This window comes from Carboxylicivirga sp. (assembly GCF_982718395.1).
Genome location: NZ_CEXQWX010000132.1, coordinates 1 through 17,252, shown reverse-complemented (window position 1 = coordinate 17,252; position 17,252 = coordinate 1). Strand labels below are relative to the sequence as shown.

Sequence of the window (17,252 nt, the reverse complement as noted above, 5' to 3'; positions counted from 1 at the left end):
ATCATTAGACGTAGCACCATAATATGGCGACTTGGCAACCATTTCATCTAATTCTTCCTGAGAATAGTTCTTAGCTGTTTCGTAACCGTTAGCTTCCATCCAGGTCACAAATTTGTGGTGGAATACGGTATATTCTTCCCAACTATCACCCACTTCATCGACAAAGTCCACACGTACTTCAGGGTCATTTGGATTCACCTTGCGACGACGTTTATATACTGGCAGGAATACAGGTTCTATTCCAGATGTGGTTTGTGTCATTAAACTGGTTGTGCCCGTTGGTGCAATTGTTAATGCTGCAATATTACGACGACCATGCTTTTTCATGTTCTCTGCCAATTTAGGATCAGCTTCAAACAATCGGTTGATAAATGGATTATTGGCTTCCTTTTTAGCATCAAAAATCGGGAAAGCACCACGATCCTTAGCCAATGCAACTGAAGAGCTATAAGCAGCCAACGCAAGATTTTTGTGAACTTCTATTGAGAAATCAACGGCAACATCGCTACCGTATTGAAGATTTAGAGCTGCAAGCATGTCTCCTTCAGCGGTAATACCAACACCTGTACGACGTCCTTCTTCTGCTTTTTTGCGGATATTCTCCCAAAGTTCGCGCTCAACACGCTTTACAACAGCACTTTCCGGATCAGACTTGATTTTAGTTAAGATACCATCAATCTTTTCCAATTCTAGATCAATAATGTCATCCATTATTCGTTGGGCATATCCAGCATGCTCACGGAATAAATCGAAGTTAAATTTAGCTTCAGATGTAAATGGATTGTCAACGTATGAATATAAGTTTAATGCGATCAAACGACAGCTGTCATAAGGACATAATGGAATCTCGCCACATGGATTGGTAGAAACAGTCCTATACCCAAGATCGGCGTAACAGTCAGGCACAGATTCTTTTATAATAGTATCCCAGAACAAAATCCCCGGCTCAGCTGACCTCCATGCATTATGAACAATTTTTGACCACAAAGCTCCTGCATCAATTTCAGTTGTATATTTTGGTTTTTTTGCTCCAACCGGATAATGTTGCGTATAGTTTTCTCCATCAACAACAGCTTGCATAAACTCGTCGTCGATCTTAACAGATACGTTCGCTCCCGTCACCTTACCTTGCTCCATCTTTGCATCAATGAACGATTCTGAGTCTGGATGCTTTATCGACACACTTAGCATTAATGCACCCCTTCGTCCATCCTGCGCCACCTCACGAGTTGAATTACTGAAACGTTCCATAAACGGAACAATTCCAGTGGATGTTAAAGCTGAGTTCTTAACTGGTGAACCTTTAGGGCGGATATGTGATAAATCGTGACCCACTCCTCCACGACGCTTCATTAACTGCACCTGTTCCTGATCCACCTTCATAATCCCACCGTAAGAATCCGAAGGGCCATCATCACCAATTACAAAACAGTTGGATAAAGAAGCAATTTGATAATCATTTCCAATACCCGACATTGGACCACCTTGCGGAACAATATATTTGAAGTTTTTCAATAAATCATATAGTTTGGTCACAGACATTGGGTTAGGATACTTCTCCTCTATCCTTGCAATTTCACGAGCAAGGCGCCAATGCATTTCATCAGGATTAAGCTCATAAATATTACCATCCGAATCTTTCAATGCGTATTTATTAACCCATACGCGCGCTGCTAACTCATCACCCTGAAAATATTCCAGGGAAGCGTTAAAAGCTTCATCGTATGTATACGTTTTTCTCACATTCTCTGTTTTTAGGTCGATTTCTTTAACAGCCATCTGCTCGCAAAAATTTAAGACGTTGATAAATTGGTATTTAATGTTATTCAGTTCCCTTTTTTATGTGATTGCAAGTTAAGAAAGCTTGCTTCTTTGAGCAAACAATAGTTTTCAACACCAACCAAAAGTTGTCCAAAAAATTTTATTAAAATGCTGTCTTAATGATAGTTAACATTACTTGACACACAACAAAGTTATCCAAAACGAAATTTTTATCAACACTTTAATAAATTAACATTTCTAATATTGTAAATCTCAAAACCCTTGAAACAACAAGAAATTAAACCCTATAGCGTTAAAACCATTGAATAAAACCATCTGAAAACGACACTTAAAATCCAAAATTTGGAATGTTATCAACACGTAGTTAAGAAGAAAAATTAAAAAAGCTGAAGGCGAGTGCCTTCAGCTTTTTCTTGCCATATAACAATTGATTTTTATTAACTAAAACACCTCATCCATAATCAACCGGGTTGCACCACACATACTATCGACGTATTGTTTTGAATTACCAGATGATTCTTTCATCAAGCCTTCATTCGACCATAAAGCATCTATTTGTTGGTTAAATTCATTGGTATTCTTAACAGAAAAACCACCACCTAAGTCAATTAAATCTCGTGCTTCTTTAAACTTTCTATAATTTGGTCCGAACAACACAGGCATTCCATAGGTTGCAGCTTCAAGTGTATTATGTATCCCAACACCAAATCCTCCACCAATATATGCCACTTGTCCATATTTATAGATGGATGATAACATTCCGATAGTATCCACAATTAACACCTGTGCTGTTGCAGGATCTTTTATAGGTTCGGTATACTTAAAGTACGAAACCTTAAGCTTTGATTCTATTTGTTGAATATGTTCCTGGTGTATTTCATGTGGCGCTATAATCAGCTTGACATCTGAGTTTATATCTTGGATATAATCGATTAAAATATCTTCGTCGGGAGCCCAGGTACTCCCTGCAACAATCACCTGCTTACTATCCCCCGTAAATTGTTCAACCAGATTAAAGTCCTTTGATTCATTTGCGATGTCACGCACTCGATCAAATCGCGTATCGCCGGCAACGGAGTAATTATTGAATCCAACATTCCTCAGCAGATCAGCAGATAATTCGTCCTGCACATAGAACCTATTGAAAGTTTTCAACATCCTTCTAAACCAAGATCCATACCATTTAAAGAAAGTTTGTTCTTTACGGAATATCATCGACACACCATAAACTGGTATCTGACATCTGGTTAGTTCCATCAAAAAATGATACCAGAACTCATATTTGATAAAGAAAGCCTTCTCAGGTTTAATTGTATTTATAAAATCAATTGCATTACTTTTTGTATCTGCCGGAATATAGAACACATAATCTGCCAAAGGAAATTTTTTCCTTACTTCATAGCCAGAAGGTGAGAAAAAGGTCAGTACCACCTTGTAATCGGGATGTGACTCCTTTATCTTTTCAATTATAGGTCTTCCCTGTTCGAACTCACCTAAACTCGCGGCATGAATCCATACAACCTTCCCATCCAGCTTTAGCCCTTTTAACCGCTTCGAAGTTTCTTTGCGACCTTCACTCAACAACTTCGCTTTTTTATTAAAAGGTGAAACTGCTTTTATCAGTAATGAATAAGCAGCAATACCGATATTATATAGTAATGTCATATTTTAAATTTTGGGCAAAGATAGTTGTTTCAAGAAAACTCATCAGATGACTATTAAAACGAATTCGATGGTCATCTGAAGAGTAAAAAAAAACCTGCTAACTTTCGCTAACAGGCTTTGGTATATTTTCAGGATAATCGATTATCCACGGATGGCTTTAACTCCTGGCAATTCTTTTCCTTCCAGGAACTCAAGAGAAGCTCCACCTCCTGTTGAGATGTGGCTCATTTTACCAGCTAAACCACTCTTATTAACAGCGGCAACAGAATCACCACCACCAATAATAGACACAGCTGAGGAATCAGCTACCGCTTGGCAAACTCCGAAAGTTCCTTTAGAGAAATTAGGCATCTCGAAACATCCCATAGGACCATTCCATACAACTGTTTTAGCACCTGCAATTTCAGCAGCATAAGCAGCTGTAGTTTTAGCTCCAACATCTAATGCCATACGACCTTCAGGAATATCATTACCAACCTCCATGATGTCAGCATCATCAGCAAACTTATCAGCAGCCAGATTATCAACAGGTAACATGAAATTTACTCCGTTCTTCTCTGCATCAACCAAAATTTGCTTTGCAGTTTCAACCAAGTCTTCTTCAACTAATGAATTACCAACATTATGACCTTGAGCTTTTAAGAAAGTATATGCCATACCACCACCGATTAAGATGGTATCAACCTTGGTGATTAATGACTTCAACACTTCTAATTTACCTGAAACCTTTGCGCCTCCCACAATCGCAACAAATGGTTTCTCTGCATTTTCAACAGTATCACCTAAGAATTTGATTTCTTTATCCAGTAAATAACCTGCCATCTTCTCTTCCATGAATTGAGCGATGATAGTTGTAGAAGCATGTGCACGGTGTGCAGTACCAAATGCATCGTTTACATAAACATCCGCCAACTCAGACAGTTGCTTCGCAAACCCTTCGTCACCCTTGGTTTCTTCATTGTGGAAACGTAAGTTCTCTAATAACAATACTTCACCTGCTTTAAGATCTGAAGCCATTGATTTAACCTCATCACCAATACAATCCGGTGCAAATTTTACATCAACACCTAGTGTAGCAGAAAGATGTGCTACAATATGCTTTAATGAGAACTCTTCCTTGGCCTCTCCCTTTGGACGACCTAAGTGAGACATTAAGATCACGGCACCACCATCGGCCAATACTTTCTTAATAGTTGGCACAGCAGCACGAATTCGTGTATCGTCTGTAATTTCAAACTTATCATTTAAAGGCACGTTAAAATCCACACGGATTATTGCCTTTTTTCCTGCGAAGTTAAAACTGTCTATTGCAGCCATTTGCGTATTGATTTTTATAATTCAACAATGAGCCGCAAAGATAAGAAATTATAAGTGGTATTGTGACAAAAATCAGTCTTTCAATTGCAATTTAAAATTCTTTAACGAAGAATTGTTTTGAATAAAAAGTCTCAGTAAAAACTCATTATCATTCAAAACTATTACACCAACCAATAATCATTAATATCCAGGCCCTTACCAACTGTTAAAAACCAACCATTTAGCAAATCCCGTCTATTATACACCATAGGTTCTTTAGTTTGCCAATCATATAACTTACCTCCAGCTGCTTCTACAACAGCCTGCCCTGCCGCTGTATCCCATTCCATTGTTGGTCCCAAACGTGGATAAATGCTCGCCACTCCTTCAGCCACCAGACACATTTTTAACGAACTGCCTCTTGATACTATATCAACAGTCCCTTCTCGTTCTTTTAGCACGTTTATATACGACTCTGTTTCTTTTGAAAAATGACTAATACTGGCAACAGCAGTCATAGTTTTAGGAGTTCCTGTTGGCAGTAGTTCCGATTTTAAATTTGAACTAATTTCTGTTACCCCTTGTTTTTGCCAGTCATCAGGCAAAACAGCTTTATATGCACCTGACTCATCCCCCCAATACAACCATCCTATATAAGGTGCAAAGACAATACCCATTACTGGCCTTCGCCTCTCAACAAGAGCAATATTAACAGTAAACTCGCCGCTTCTTTTAATAAACTCTTTAGTTCCATCTAAAGGATCAACGATCCAAAGTTGCTCCCAGTCTTTTCTTTCACTATAGGCTAACTCAACTCCTTCTTCACTCAAAACCGGAATACCACTTTGCTCTAGAGCATTATCGATTACCTGATGACTCTTTAGATCAGCTTCTGTCAATGGTGAATCATCACTTTTTATGCGAATATTAAAATCACTAGAGTTATAAACTTTAAGAACCTCTCTCCCCGCTTCCAGTGCTGCTTCTAGTGCTATTATTGTAAGTTTATTCATGTGTTTAAAATTTGCTTTTCAGTTGTCACATGGAACTCACCATACTAGTCATTACCCTGTGTGAGAAAATCTTTCTCATGTTTCGTTTCATCTGATTAATTTTATTTTTCAATGGTCGGGTGGAAATCTAAATGAATTTTAATATTCCCCTGAATACATCTTAGAATGCTAAATCCAGATCCGTTTCATTACTTCTGAACCATTTTAAAGGTTAATCTCTCACTAAGCGAAAAATCTCTTAAGTCAATATTTTGCAAAATTAATAACCCTGGCCGTGCTCCTTCCTTAATAACTCCCCACTCTGATTCTCCAATTGCCTGAGCTGCCAGATAGGTATATTTCCTTAAGCAAGACCCTAATTCTTTTTCACCAGTTTGATTAGACATGGTTTGTTTGACACTTGACCAAGCCTCAAGGAATTCAACATCTAACTCATCATTGTCAATTTTCAGGCGAATAACCCCATTAACTAAACATTTATTCTTTAGGTCAGTTAACCTTTTCGATTCAATTGAAGCTACAAATCCAGGAATTAGTATTCCAGGGAAATATTCCAAATTCGGCTCTTCACTGAAATGTTCTCCTAACTCTCGTACCTTCAAAATATATCCATCGTCTCCAAGATGAACAACAGGTCGCTTACCAAATGTTCCATCTTGTTTTAGATAATAATGTGCTGTAATCTTACGCATTAACGGAGTTCCATTGCTTCTGCTCCAATAGTTGGAATAAATGTTAATTTGACATCTTCAATATTAACAGGTGAATTCTTTGTTGTATCATGATCAAACAGAAACCCCTGTATATTAATGAGCTGTTCGTTTGTATTAATCCGATGTGAGACATTTCCTTTAACCGCTTTAAAGGACTTATGAATTTGATAATGCACCGTATCCATAGAACTATCAGCAAAACAGGCGATCATCTTCATTTGAGCACTATCCAAAAAACCTTCTTTCCTGAATGAGTAGGTTGCATGTAAACGAATGATACCGCCACTAAGTGAATCTACTTCAACACTAAATGGCACTCTATTATCCAATGAATCAGACTTTTTAAATGGCACCGAAAAGGCAGTTGTATCATTCCACAATTCCAACTTATTAGGTATTTTTACCAAATCCTTCTTCTGCTCTTTCTCTTTGTTTATTTTATTTTTTAATTCTGCATCGCGCCGACTCAATATTTCTATCACCTCACTATAAACATCTGACAATACAACAGGGTGAGCTGAATACCAAGCCATAGCAGTATCAAACTCAATTTTTGTCATTTCATACTGATCCAATACAAAACGATAATAGCCCGACACGTCATCCTGCTTACCTGAATTGTAACTTAAGCGAGTTTGACCAAGCACGCTTTCAACCTGGTAAATATCAGCCAATACTTGCGCCATTTTTTCCTCATCCGGCAAGTCACGTGGCACCTTAGGTCTTGTTGAACAACTATGTAAGGCAAGTATAATAATTAGTATAGAACAAGCTCTCCGCATACCGAGTATTTATCTTCCATCAGCCCTTAACATGGTTCTGATAGTCTTTAAAATAATTACAAAATCAAGGCGCAATGACCAGTTATCAATATACTCCAGATCCATTCGCATCCAATCCTCAAATGATACATCGTTGCGACTAGGTGATATCTGCCAAATACACGTTATTCCAGGCTTCATTGATAAACGCCTCAATTGCCAACGTTCATACTCCTGGACTTCAGTTGGGACAGGAGGTCTTGGTCCAACTATGGACATATCACCCAACAATACATTAAAAAACTGAGGTAATTCGTCCAAACTCGTTTTTCGCAGAAAATGACCAATACCTGTAATCCTTGGATCTTTAGCCATTTTAAAAGTAGGACCATCCATCTCATTTTGTTCCATTAGACTAGCTTTCAAGTCCTCCGCATTCGTTACCATGGTACGAAATTTATAAACCCAAAACTTACGACCACGCATACCAACACGTTTCTGCTTAAAGAATATTGGACCTTTTGATGTTAATTTAATCCCTGCGGCAATCCCAATAAATACAGGTGACAAAATGGTTATGGTAATGAAAGAAACCAAAAAATCAAAAACACTCTTCACCTTTAAAAGGAGATAATCCATTGGTGTATTTGATATCGTCAATACAGGTGTTGTATCAAAATAGTGCAAATGCGTTTTATTAGTCAACATATTGAAGAATGGTGATGACATGCGGAATACAACACCAAGCTCATTACAACTTGTCAGGAGCGCCATAATTTCTTCCATTCTCGCCTTTTCCCGACAATAGATCACCTCATCGATCGTTTTTTCTTCAATTAATTTATCAACATCACTATCTTTAGGCAGCGTCAAGACCAAATCCCCAACCTTTTTATTTAACTCCTGATCACCTACAACTCCCATAATCCGGTAACCCCATTCCTTATGTTTTAGTACCTGATTAATAAATGCCATGGCTGAGATATCTCCGACAATCAAAACATTTCGATAATTATACCCTTTACGCCTTGCTCCTTTTAAATATGAATATACAGCCAGCTTTATTAGCAATAAGATAATTGCAGAGATAGCACCAAAGTAGATAATGGGTATCACCCCAATATAATGAAGATTAAAGGCAAATACAGCTAGTGATAAAATTCCAATTCCTACAGAGGTTGCGCCTATTACATTTAGTAATAGGATTGAATAAGGCCTTGAGCGATAAATTTCATTGGTCCTAAATGCTTTTGAAAGACTAAACCAAATGCCTAAAACTACTAAGTGAAGGATAATAGAATCTTTATTACCTAAAAACGTGTACTGTCCAAAATAAAGATACAAAGCAATATCTAAAGAAAGCCAAGCAATGATAGCATCAAATCCTGCGAGAAAATTATTAACAACCCTTTCTTTTTCTTTTAACATTCGTGCGTGTTTTATTTAAGCTACAAAAGTAAGTAATTCACCAAAGAAATTTAGGAAACAAAGTCTATTTTAAAACAGGAATATAAACAATACTCAATTGCCCTCCCATTGATCGATAAAGCTCCCCTGTATCAAATGCTAATTTCCCATTTATACTTAGGCCATTTAACCAAGGTGTATCCCAACTCAATTGAACCATGTTATAAAGTTGCTTTTTATTTGTTGCAAAAAAGTAATCTTCGGTTTGTTCCCAACTATAACGACCTCGATATTTTTCTCCATAGGTTCCTTTATTAATGGTAAAGGTGCTTTTCACTCGATATCTTAAGGTTGGTAAAATTGCACCTTCAGCACCAAAGTGAAATCCATTCACCCTATTATTATAAAAATATACATGGTCCACTTCCTGCCATGGTCCGGCGTATCTTCTTACTTTGTCAGCTGTATGGTAAAATGGAGTACCCATATTCATACCCTGATAAGTCCAGCCATTGTAATAGGAGCCGTTATTCATATAGTCATCTCGCCCACCATAATCATATCCATGATTCTCGTGAATAACCATATAATCAACTACATCTTGCTTGCCCCAACCAGATGTTTCTTCTCCAAATACATCAAACATAAATTGGTCGAAATCATCAATCTGATCAAATACAATCAGGCCTTGCTTTTCATAGTCAGTTGGATAAAGAGGGTCTGGAATGCCTTCACCACTTTGATAGTCTGTCTTAATCAACTCCAGAGACAAGCCTTTTAACCATTGTAATTCTTTTGGGTGAATCGTCAGATCTATTATGTAATCCTTATTCTGTCTATGGTTAATAAACATTCCTGAACCATCCGCAAATGGCTTCTGAAAATAGAAATGTATCTCTGCCAATTGATGTGACCAATCGAAACCAAAATCCCACATACCCATGTGAGCTCCGGCTGCATTAGTCTCTTCTCCGCCTCCAAGCTTGGCAGAGCCTTTGGCCATAAAAGTAGCCCAAAAATCAATGGGTATTTTATCCCCATTAGGTCTTGTCCCGCCAAATAATGCCGAATGAACCAAACCAGCATATGGTTTTATTTTTGTGTTTCCTAAACGCACGTATGCAAACTTTTCATGCAACAGTACATCACTGGCACTATTATTTTTCTCAACACGATCATCATTTAAGATGCCTTGAGATATTCCACCTTTGATCTCTAACCAATTCTTTGTAAATCCCAATGGCAAGTAATCAAATATACCAATAGTAGCTCGAGGAATTGGTCTGGCATTTGTATTCATTAAATACATGCCTGACGTTAAACCATCATTATAAACTAAGGGTGAAAATTGTTCTTTCCCAATTGTATAATCAATGAACCATAAACGACCTTTTAAATAAGCTTCCTGTAGGTGGCTTTTATTTATTTCAAAATAAACCAGACCACGAAGACCTGCTTGCAACTCAAAATTCTTATTTCTGATCAGATCATATTTAGCTCCAATCTCTACAAGAGATTCTGCTTTACCAAACTGTTCGAATCGACCCCATTCATTTGAAGTTAACCATAATGGTCGAATATCTTCAGCAGATACTAAGGTATGAGAAGAAGCATCCAATTTTAGATGATTAATCTGGGCAATCATGCCATTCGAAAATAGGATCAAACCCCAAAGTATAGAATGTTTATTTACTTTCATCTGTTTAAAATTCATCTTCATATGTCAGATGGAACTCTCGATGAATTTTAACCATGCTCTTGAGTGTAGTTTAGCATGCTAAAATTCATGTTCGTTTCATATTTATTTTAATCTGCTTATGGAAAAACTTTGCAAATATAATACATTTAAAAGTGCTCTGATATAATTTCATTTTAATTGACATTAGCAAAGATTTGTTAAGTTTAAATACGGCCAATTTCCTTTTTAACTATCTTCGCCATTTGTTAATTAATTAAATGAACTTAATCAACCGAATAGCTATTACCCTGATTTTATTGACTGGAGTCCAATACATCCTGTCACAGCAGCTCAATATAGATGACAATACATCAAGCAAACACACGTATTTAACAACCCGTATACATGGAGGTGTTGTTATTCCTCATCATGCTAATATGATGTATTTTATTGAGGATTACTCTCGCGGTATTGAAATTAATTACGGCCGATCTTTTTTCTCAAAAGAAAACTGGCAAAGTTATTTCAATTATCCTGAAATTGGTGTTGGTTTTTACTATGGCACCTTTGGCAATAAAAATATCTATGGATCAGGATTCTCGTTATTTCCATATATTAACTACAAAATTTACCGCTCGGCAAAATTATCTGTTCAAAATAAGGTATCCATGGGAATAGCATACGCCACCAAACCATTTAATGCTGAATCCAACACTTACAACACTGTATTCAGCTCACATCTAAATGCTTATATTGGACTAGCTTTACTAATGGACTACCGTTTAAGTGATAACTTTTCCCTGGCATTGAGCACCTCATTAACGCACTTATCCAATGGAGCGGCAAGAAAACCTAATCATGGCATTAATACACTGACTGCTAGTGTTGGTACCAAATATCATTTTAATAAGGCTCTTACTCCCGTTCTTCAGAAAACTAAAGCACCGAAAACTAATCTTCAGGAATTATTATTTGTTGGCAGCATTGGCCGAAATCAAAGTACAGCATACAATGAGCGCCTTTATTGGAATGCCAGTTTGAATGCAAATTATATATTCTACCTTAACAAGAAACGCGCAATAGGAATTGGTTTTGATCAATTTTACTCAGAAAGTGCTCCATATACATGGGAAGCATATGAAAATGGAGAGGAAGAAACTGACTTTACAACCAGGCATTATTTATTTAATGGTGTATTTGGTTCTTACAATGTATTTCTTGGCAAAACAACACTTTTTGTAAATTTGGGGGTGTATTTGCATACAAATATTAATCCGCCGCAACCAATTTACCCTCGATTAGGTATCAGACATCGGATAACAGAAAACATCATTGCCAATTTCAGTTTGAAAGCAAGTTTCTTCAGATCCGAATTTATGGAGTTTGGTATTGGATACAGAATCGATAATCCATTTAAGAAATGAAAAAACAAAATCGTTTAATAATCCTCATTTCACTGATTACTCTTTTATCTCTTCAGGCATGCGAATACTTGAATTATGTAAACAAGAAATCAGAGATTGTCACTGTTAAAAAAGCGATTGAACCTGTTAACAGCATTACAATTGATGCTTCGTGCCGGATATTATTAACTATGGATGAGAGTAAAGATATTTCTATAGTAGGACAAATGCACCTGGTCGAAAATTTTGAGATTGATTTTGAAAACGGTGTGCTGAACATCTCGCATAAGACAAACACCTTACAAAAAAAGAAGCTGGTTGAGGTCACTGTTCCGGCTAAAAAACTTCATCGTATAACCTGTAACAAACCTTGTGAAATAACTAACATTAATTCTTTAAACCTTAACGACCTCACATTAGTAATGAATGGCAGCTCTGAATTTACAGAATCTGATCTTAATATTAAATGCAATAAGCTGAGTGTATATTGCTATGGTAATACTAACATCGGACAACATATCTTTCAGGGTGAAACAAATGAATTGATTTTGAGACTCGAAGGGCGAATTAAAGTGAATGCCCTTGGTTTATTGGCACAAAAAGCCACATTTGTTAATAAGTCAAGCTATGACAGTTATCTTAAAATAAACAACCAGCTAAATGTCAATACATACTCAAGTGGCAACACATACTATAAAGGGACGCCTGATATAAATCATCAACGACACCATGTACCTTATTTAAATTCAACGGGTGAAGTATTACCTTATAAATAGTTACCTTCGATGAATATACTATTTGTTTGTTCAGCTAAAAGCTGGGGAGGAAATGAAAAATGGACATCTATGGCCCTGGATGTCTTGAAGAAAAAACACCGAGTTTTTTTTATTGGTAAATCAGAATCATTACTCAATAAATTTGGCAATACTCAATCATCCATCACATTGCATTTTCACTCCTATTTCGATTGGTTTACCTTTCGACAATTAAAGGAATTCATTCGAAATTATCACATTGATCTAATTATCAGCACCAAGAAAAAGGAGTACTTTATGTGTGGTATCATATCTCGTCAACTTGGTATTAAACATATCATTCGATTGGGCGCTAACCGCAAAATGAATATTCCTGTATGGCATAAACTGAATTATAAAATATTGAATGATGGTTTGATTGTCAATTCAGACTTTATTGCTGAGAACCTAAGGTCTTACAGCTTTTTTAATACCCACCCCATACACGTTTTGAAGAATGGCATTCCAGGCTTTAATTCAAAATCAACGATTCCTGAAAGACCGTTAGCTAATGATCGCTTTGTAATTGTTAGTAGTGGTCGAATCACAAAACTCAAAGGCTATCATCTCTTAATTGAAGCCATTGCCCAATTGGAGGAAAAATTTCAAAAACACATTGAGGTTCGAATTATTGGTGAAGGCCGTAACAAAGAGGAGTTTATTAACCTAAGTAAGAAATTTAATTTGGAGAATATCGTTCACTTTACTGGCTTTAGTGATAATCCAACGCAGCTAATGAGTGATGCCCACCTGTTTGTATTATTATCAGAACGCGAGGGCCTTTCCAACAGTATTTTGGAAGCCATGACCATGGGCATCCCAGTGCTTTCGACGGACACAGGCGGTATAAAAGAGTTGATTACTGACAGTGAAAGTGGATTTTTGGTTGAGCGAACCGTTGAAGCGATCTCTCATAAACTAAAACAATTACTACTGTCAAAGGAATTGTTAGTTAAAGTGGGATATAACGGATTTCAAAAGGTCAGAGAAAAGTTTAGTTACGATATATATTCAAACCATCTATTAAAATTGATCGACCGTATTAGTTCATCTTAATATGCTGATAATTGGCTCCTAACGTACCCCACCTGAAGAAATTAATAGCATTTAACAAAGAAGGCCCACCCAATGGCAAGCCTACACTTTATTACATTTTCTGAAACTGTTGATTAACTGTCTTTCTGAAACTCTTTAATACGTTGTTCTTCGCTTTTTTGACAGACCATAAATACACCATTAGCCTCGGTTACAATGCAATCTTTTAACCCTTGTAAAACCACTTTACGTCCATCAGGTACTGTAATGATGTTATTTTCACAGTTGTAAATTTTAACAGCATCGCCAACTACTGAATTTCCATCTGAATCACGGTCACGCTTCTCCCACAAACTGCCCCAAGTACCCAGGTCGGACCAACCAAAATCAGCTGGCATCACACAAATATTATCGGCATGTTCCATAATACCATAGTCGATGGAAATATTTTCACATTGAGGGAATCGTTCATCTATAAAAACCTGTTCATCATCGGTGTAGTAAACACTTTCTCCTGACTTAAAAACAGCAGCAACTTTAGGCAAATATCTTTCAAAAGCACTCAATATACTTTTAGCAGACCACAAGAAGATTCCGGCATTCCAAAAATAATTTCCTTCTGAAAGGTACTTTTGAGCTGTTTCAAAATCTGGTTTTTCCTTAAAAGCCTTCACTTTCTTGGTAGATTCACTAATTGGCTCGCCAGCCTGAATATAGCCATAGCCAGTCTCTGGTCGATGCGGATGAATACCCAATGTTAGTAATACATCATCAGAATCCACAAAACCCAAACCTTCTGCAATGATCCGTTTATATTCAACATCATTCGTAATCAGATGATCGGAAGGAGCTACTACAATATTAGCATCCGGATTCTTTTTATTAATTTTATAAGCCGCATAAGCAATACATGGTGCCGTATTTCGCATACACGGCTCCATCAGAATCTGATCATCATTCACTTCAGGCAATTGCTCATTGATCAAAGCCTTATAGCGTTTCCCGGTAACAATGTAGACATTTTCAATGGGCACAATCCCATCCAAACGCTTTATGGTTTGCTGAATCATGGTTTGACCAGTTCCCAGGATATCCAAAAACTGTTTCGGTGTTTCAGGTGTACTCATTGGCCAGAAGCGCGAACCAATGCCACCGGCCATTATAATTAGGAAATTGTTTTGCATAGTTTATTAGTCATTAGTCAGCAGGCAGTAGTTTTAGCTAACAGCTATCAGCTAAAGGTCATCAGCTTTGATACCACTTATACATCTTCTCAATGCCTTCTTCGATATCAATCTGATGATGCCAGCCCAAGTCATGAATCTTTGATGGATCTGTAAGCTTACGCATGGTGCCATCCGGCTTATCGGTATTGAACACTAATTCGCCTTCAAAACCAACCTTCGCTTTGATGGTTTCAGCCAATTCTCGGATCGATATTTCTTTACCAGTTCCGATGTTGATGTGGGTGTTACGTACTTCCTGCGATTTCTTTTCAACAGTACTTTGACTAACCCTTCGACTCCGCTCAGGGTGCACATCTTTAAAATCCACGTTCTCCATCACATACACACATGCAGCTGCCATCTCTTCTGACCACAGGAATTCGCGCATTGGTTTACCGGTACCCCAAATTTCAATGGAAACTTGCGAATTAGCCGAATTACTGTCCGAATTGACCGAATCAAATCGAATGCCGTATTTATCAAGTTTGTTGAGGATTTCTTCTTCTGAAGACGTACCATTGATTCCTTCAATCGGGTTCTTATCCAGATCGACACGTAAAGCTGGCCAGTCATTGTTCTGCAGGCACTTGCCCAGATGATTCTTACGGACCAGGGCCGGTAGCACATGCGATTTCTCCAAATCAAAGTTATCATTGGGCCCATACAAGTTGGTTGGCATCACCGAGATGAAATTAGTGCCATACTGCAGGTTGTAGGACTCACACATCTTGATTCCTGCTATCTTAGCAATGGCATAAGGCTCATTGGTATACTCCAGTGGTGAAGTCAATAAACAATCCTCCGGCATTGGCTGAGGGGCTTGCTTGGGGTAAATACATGTTGATCCCAGGAATAACAATTTCCTCACCCCATGCACATAAGCCGAGTGAATCACATTATTCTGAATCATCAGGTTCTCGTAGATAAATTGGCCACGATAAGTATTATTGGCCACAATACCACCTACTTTAGCTGCTGCCAGTATCACGTACTCCGGTTTTTCTTCAGCAAAGAATTGATCTACAGCTACAGCATCCATCAGGTTCAGTTCATTGATGGAACGCCCCACCAAGTTGGTGTAGCCTTTAGTTTGCAGTGTTTTCCATAGAGCCGAGCCTACGAGGCCTTTGTGGCCGGCGATGTATATTTTAGAATTTCTTTCCATTTCTAACTTTTTAGAGGTGAGAAGAGAGATTTGAGAGATGAGCTCTCATTTACAGAACTTTTCAGGGCTATTGATCATTGAGATAAGCATTTTTCTTACTTCCTCATATTGATTCATTAGCTTTGAATAGTCTTCTTCTGATAAATATTCACAATCAACAGAATATTTCAACCAAGTTTCTGTCTCAAATTCTTCACCTAAACAATCAGTTAACTTATTAATGAAGACTTTCTCATATCTTCTTTTCGCCCAAGCTTCGGACAAGTTAGCACAAATAGAGCGGGATGAACGTCGAACTTGATCGACCAATGAATACCTTTCGTCTTTAGGAAACGTTTTTGTCAAAAGAAAAATTTCCATTGATATCTTATAGGCTTTTTGATAAACAATTAAGTCTCTAAAACTATTATTTGCCCCATAATCAATTGCCTTTCTCACTACTCATCACTCACCTCTCTCCTCTATAATTTTCACTCAAAGTAATTCAATACTTCATACCCCCCATCTTTCAAATATCTATCCTTCTTCATCAGCTTCACATCCGACTCCATCATATCTTTTATCAAACCAGCTAAGTCATATTCCGGCTCCCACCCTAATTTTTCCTTAGATTTGGTTGGATCACCAATCAAAAGATCCACTTCCGTTGGACGATAATAAGCAGGATCAACCTTAACTACCTCTGTACCAATCGTAACCTGAAATTCAGGATTAGAACATGCTTTAATAATACCTACTTCAGCTTCCTTCTCGCCTTTGAACTCCAATTCAATGCCCACTTCAGCGAAAGCCATTTTCACAAAATCGCGTACAGTTGTTGTTACACCAGTCGCAATCACATAATCCTCAGATTGCTCCTGTTGTAGAATCAACCACATGGCTTTAATATAGTCCTTGGCATGACCCCAGTCTCGCTTCGCATCCATATTTCCCAAATACAGACAATCCTGCATACCCAAAGCAATCTTTGATACGGCACGCGTAATCTTACGCGTTACAAATGTTTCTCCACGTAAAGGACTCTCGTGGTTAAATAAAATCCCATTACAGGCATACATATTATATGCCTCGCGATAGTTCACTGTTATCCAGTAAGCATACATCTTAGCCACAGCATAAGGAGAACGTGGATAGAAAGGTGTGGTTTCTTTCTGAGGTACCTCCTGTACTAAGCCGTATAACTCTGATGTTGACGCCTGATAAACTCGTGTTTTTTCAGTCAAGCCTAACAAACGAATCGCTTCTAAAATACGCAAGGTACCAAGCCCATCTGCATTGGCAGTGTATTCTGGTGTATCAAAACTCACTTTCACG

15 protein-coding genes are annotated in these 17,252 nt (G+C 37.6%); 3 read left to right on the top strand and 12 right to left on the bottom strand.

What is annotated here, in order from left to right; translation table 11 throughout:
• From AC4MRQ_RS19370 to AC4MRQ_RS19335, 8 genes are all read right to left on the bottom strand, one after another.
• Positions 1 to 1,779: adenosylcobalamin-dependent ribonucleoside-diphosphate reductase (locus AC4MRQ_RS19370; protein WP_491199362.1), on the bottom strand; the 1,779-nt coding region annotated here is incomplete at its 3' end.
• 444 nt (positions 1,780 to 2,223) lie between these two features.
• Positions 2,224 to 3,447 carry a 3-deoxy-D-manno-octulosonic acid transferase gene (locus tag AC4MRQ_RS19365; protein ID WP_491199361.1) on the bottom strand — a complete coding sequence of 408 codons (1,224 nt, stop codon included), beginning with the start codon at positions 3,445 to 3,447 and terminating at the stop codon, positions 2,224 to 2,226.
• 141 nt (positions 3,448 to 3,588) lie between these two features.
• The gene (locus tag AC4MRQ_RS19360) at positions 3,589 to 4,764 is read right to left on the bottom strand and encodes a phosphoglycerate kinase (protein WP_491199360.1); all 1,176 of its coding nucleotides are present in this window, start codon (positions 4,762 to 4,764) and stop codon (positions 3,589 to 3,591) included.
• A 161-nt stretch (positions 4,765 to 4,925) separates the two neighbouring features.
• Complete coding sequence (gene cysQ, locus AC4MRQ_RS19355; RefSeq protein ID WP_491199359.1) at positions 4,926 to 5,756, bottom strand: 3'(2'),5'-bisphosphate nucleotidase CysQ; 831 nt, start codon at positions 5,754 to 5,756, stop codon at positions 4,926 to 4,928.
• Between the two features lie 188 nt (positions 5,757 to 5,944).
• A complete protein-coding gene (locus AC4MRQ_RS19350; RefSeq protein WP_491199358.1) occupies positions 5,945 to 6,448 on the bottom strand; it encodes a hypothetical protein in 504 nt (167 codons plus the stop codon).
• Entirely contained in the window at positions 6,448 to 7,185 is a 738-nt protein-coding gene (locus AC4MRQ_RS19345; RefSeq protein ID WP_491199357.1) for a DUF4296 domain-containing protein, read from the bottom strand. Before AC4MRQ_RS19345 ends, AC4MRQ_RS19350 begins: the two co-directional genes overlap by 1 nt.
• A 75-nt stretch (positions 7,186 to 7,260) precedes the next feature.
• Positions 7,261 to 8,658: a sugar transferase gene (locus tag AC4MRQ_RS19340; protein ID WP_491199356.1), complete on the bottom strand. Its 1,398-nt coding sequence runs from the start codon at positions 8,656 to 8,658 to the stop codon at positions 7,261 to 7,263.
• Between the two features lie 64 nt (positions 8,659 to 8,722).
• Positions 8,723 to 10,336 carry a capsule assembly Wzi family protein gene (locus tag AC4MRQ_RS19335; protein WP_491199355.1) on the bottom strand — a complete coding sequence of 538 codons (1,614 nt, stop codon included), beginning with the start codon at positions 10,334 to 10,336 and terminating at the stop codon, positions 8,723 to 8,725.
• 257 nt (positions 10,337 to 10,593) lie between these two features.
• Here AC4MRQ_RS19335 and AC4MRQ_RS19330 point away from each other — a divergent pair, with 257 nt between their 5' ends.
• Genes AC4MRQ_RS19330 through AC4MRQ_RS19320 form a run of 3 tightly spaced genes read left to right on the top strand, consistent with a single transcriptional unit; the run spans position 10,594 to position 13,568 of the window.
• The gene (locus tag AC4MRQ_RS19330) at positions 10,594 to 11,739 is read left to right on the top strand and encodes an acyloxyacyl hydrolase (protein ID WP_491199354.1); all 1,146 of its coding nucleotides are present in this window, start codon (positions 10,594 to 10,596) and stop codon (positions 11,737 to 11,739) included.
• Complete coding sequence (locus AC4MRQ_RS19325) at positions 11,736 to 12,494, top strand: GIN domain-containing protein (RefSeq protein ID WP_491199353.1); 759 nt, start codon at positions 11,736 to 11,738, stop codon at positions 12,492 to 12,494. Before AC4MRQ_RS19330 ends, AC4MRQ_RS19325 begins: the two co-directional genes overlap by 4 nt.
• Before the next feature lie 9 nt (positions 12,495 to 12,503).
• Positions 12,504 to 13,568: a glycosyltransferase family 4 protein gene (locus tag AC4MRQ_RS19320; RefSeq protein WP_491199352.1), complete on the top strand. Its 1,065-nt coding sequence runs from the start codon at positions 12,504 to 12,506 to the stop codon at positions 13,566 to 13,568.
• Between the two features lie 113 nt (positions 13,569 to 13,681).
• Here AC4MRQ_RS19320 and AC4MRQ_RS19315 read toward each other — a convergent pair whose 3' ends face one another.
• The 4 genes from AC4MRQ_RS19315 to gmd all read right to left on the bottom strand — a co-directional run.
• The gene (locus tag AC4MRQ_RS19315; RefSeq protein WP_491199351.1) at positions 13,682 to 14,731 is read right to left on the bottom strand and encodes a mannose-1-phosphate guanylyltransferase; all 1,050 of its coding nucleotides are present in this window, start codon (positions 14,729 to 14,731) and stop codon (positions 13,682 to 13,684) included.
• Positions 14,732 to 14,792: 61 nt separating this feature from the next.
• Positions 14,793 to 15,938 carry a GDP-L-fucose synthase family protein gene (locus tag AC4MRQ_RS19310; RefSeq protein WP_491199350.1) on the bottom strand — a complete coding sequence of 382 codons (1,146 nt, stop codon included), beginning with the start codon at positions 15,936 to 15,938 and terminating at the stop codon, positions 14,793 to 14,795.
• Between the two features lie 45 nt (positions 15,939 to 15,983).
• A complete protein-coding gene (locus AC4MRQ_RS19305) occupies positions 15,984 to 16,376 on the bottom strand; it encodes a four helix bundle protein (RefSeq protein ID WP_491199349.1) in 393 nt (130 codons plus the stop codon).
• Between the two features lie 32 nt (positions 16,377 to 16,408).
• Positions 16,409 to 17,252: GDP-mannose 4,6-dehydratase (gene gmd / locus AC4MRQ_RS19300; RefSeq protein WP_491199348.1), on the bottom strand; the 844-nt coding region annotated here is incomplete at its 5' end.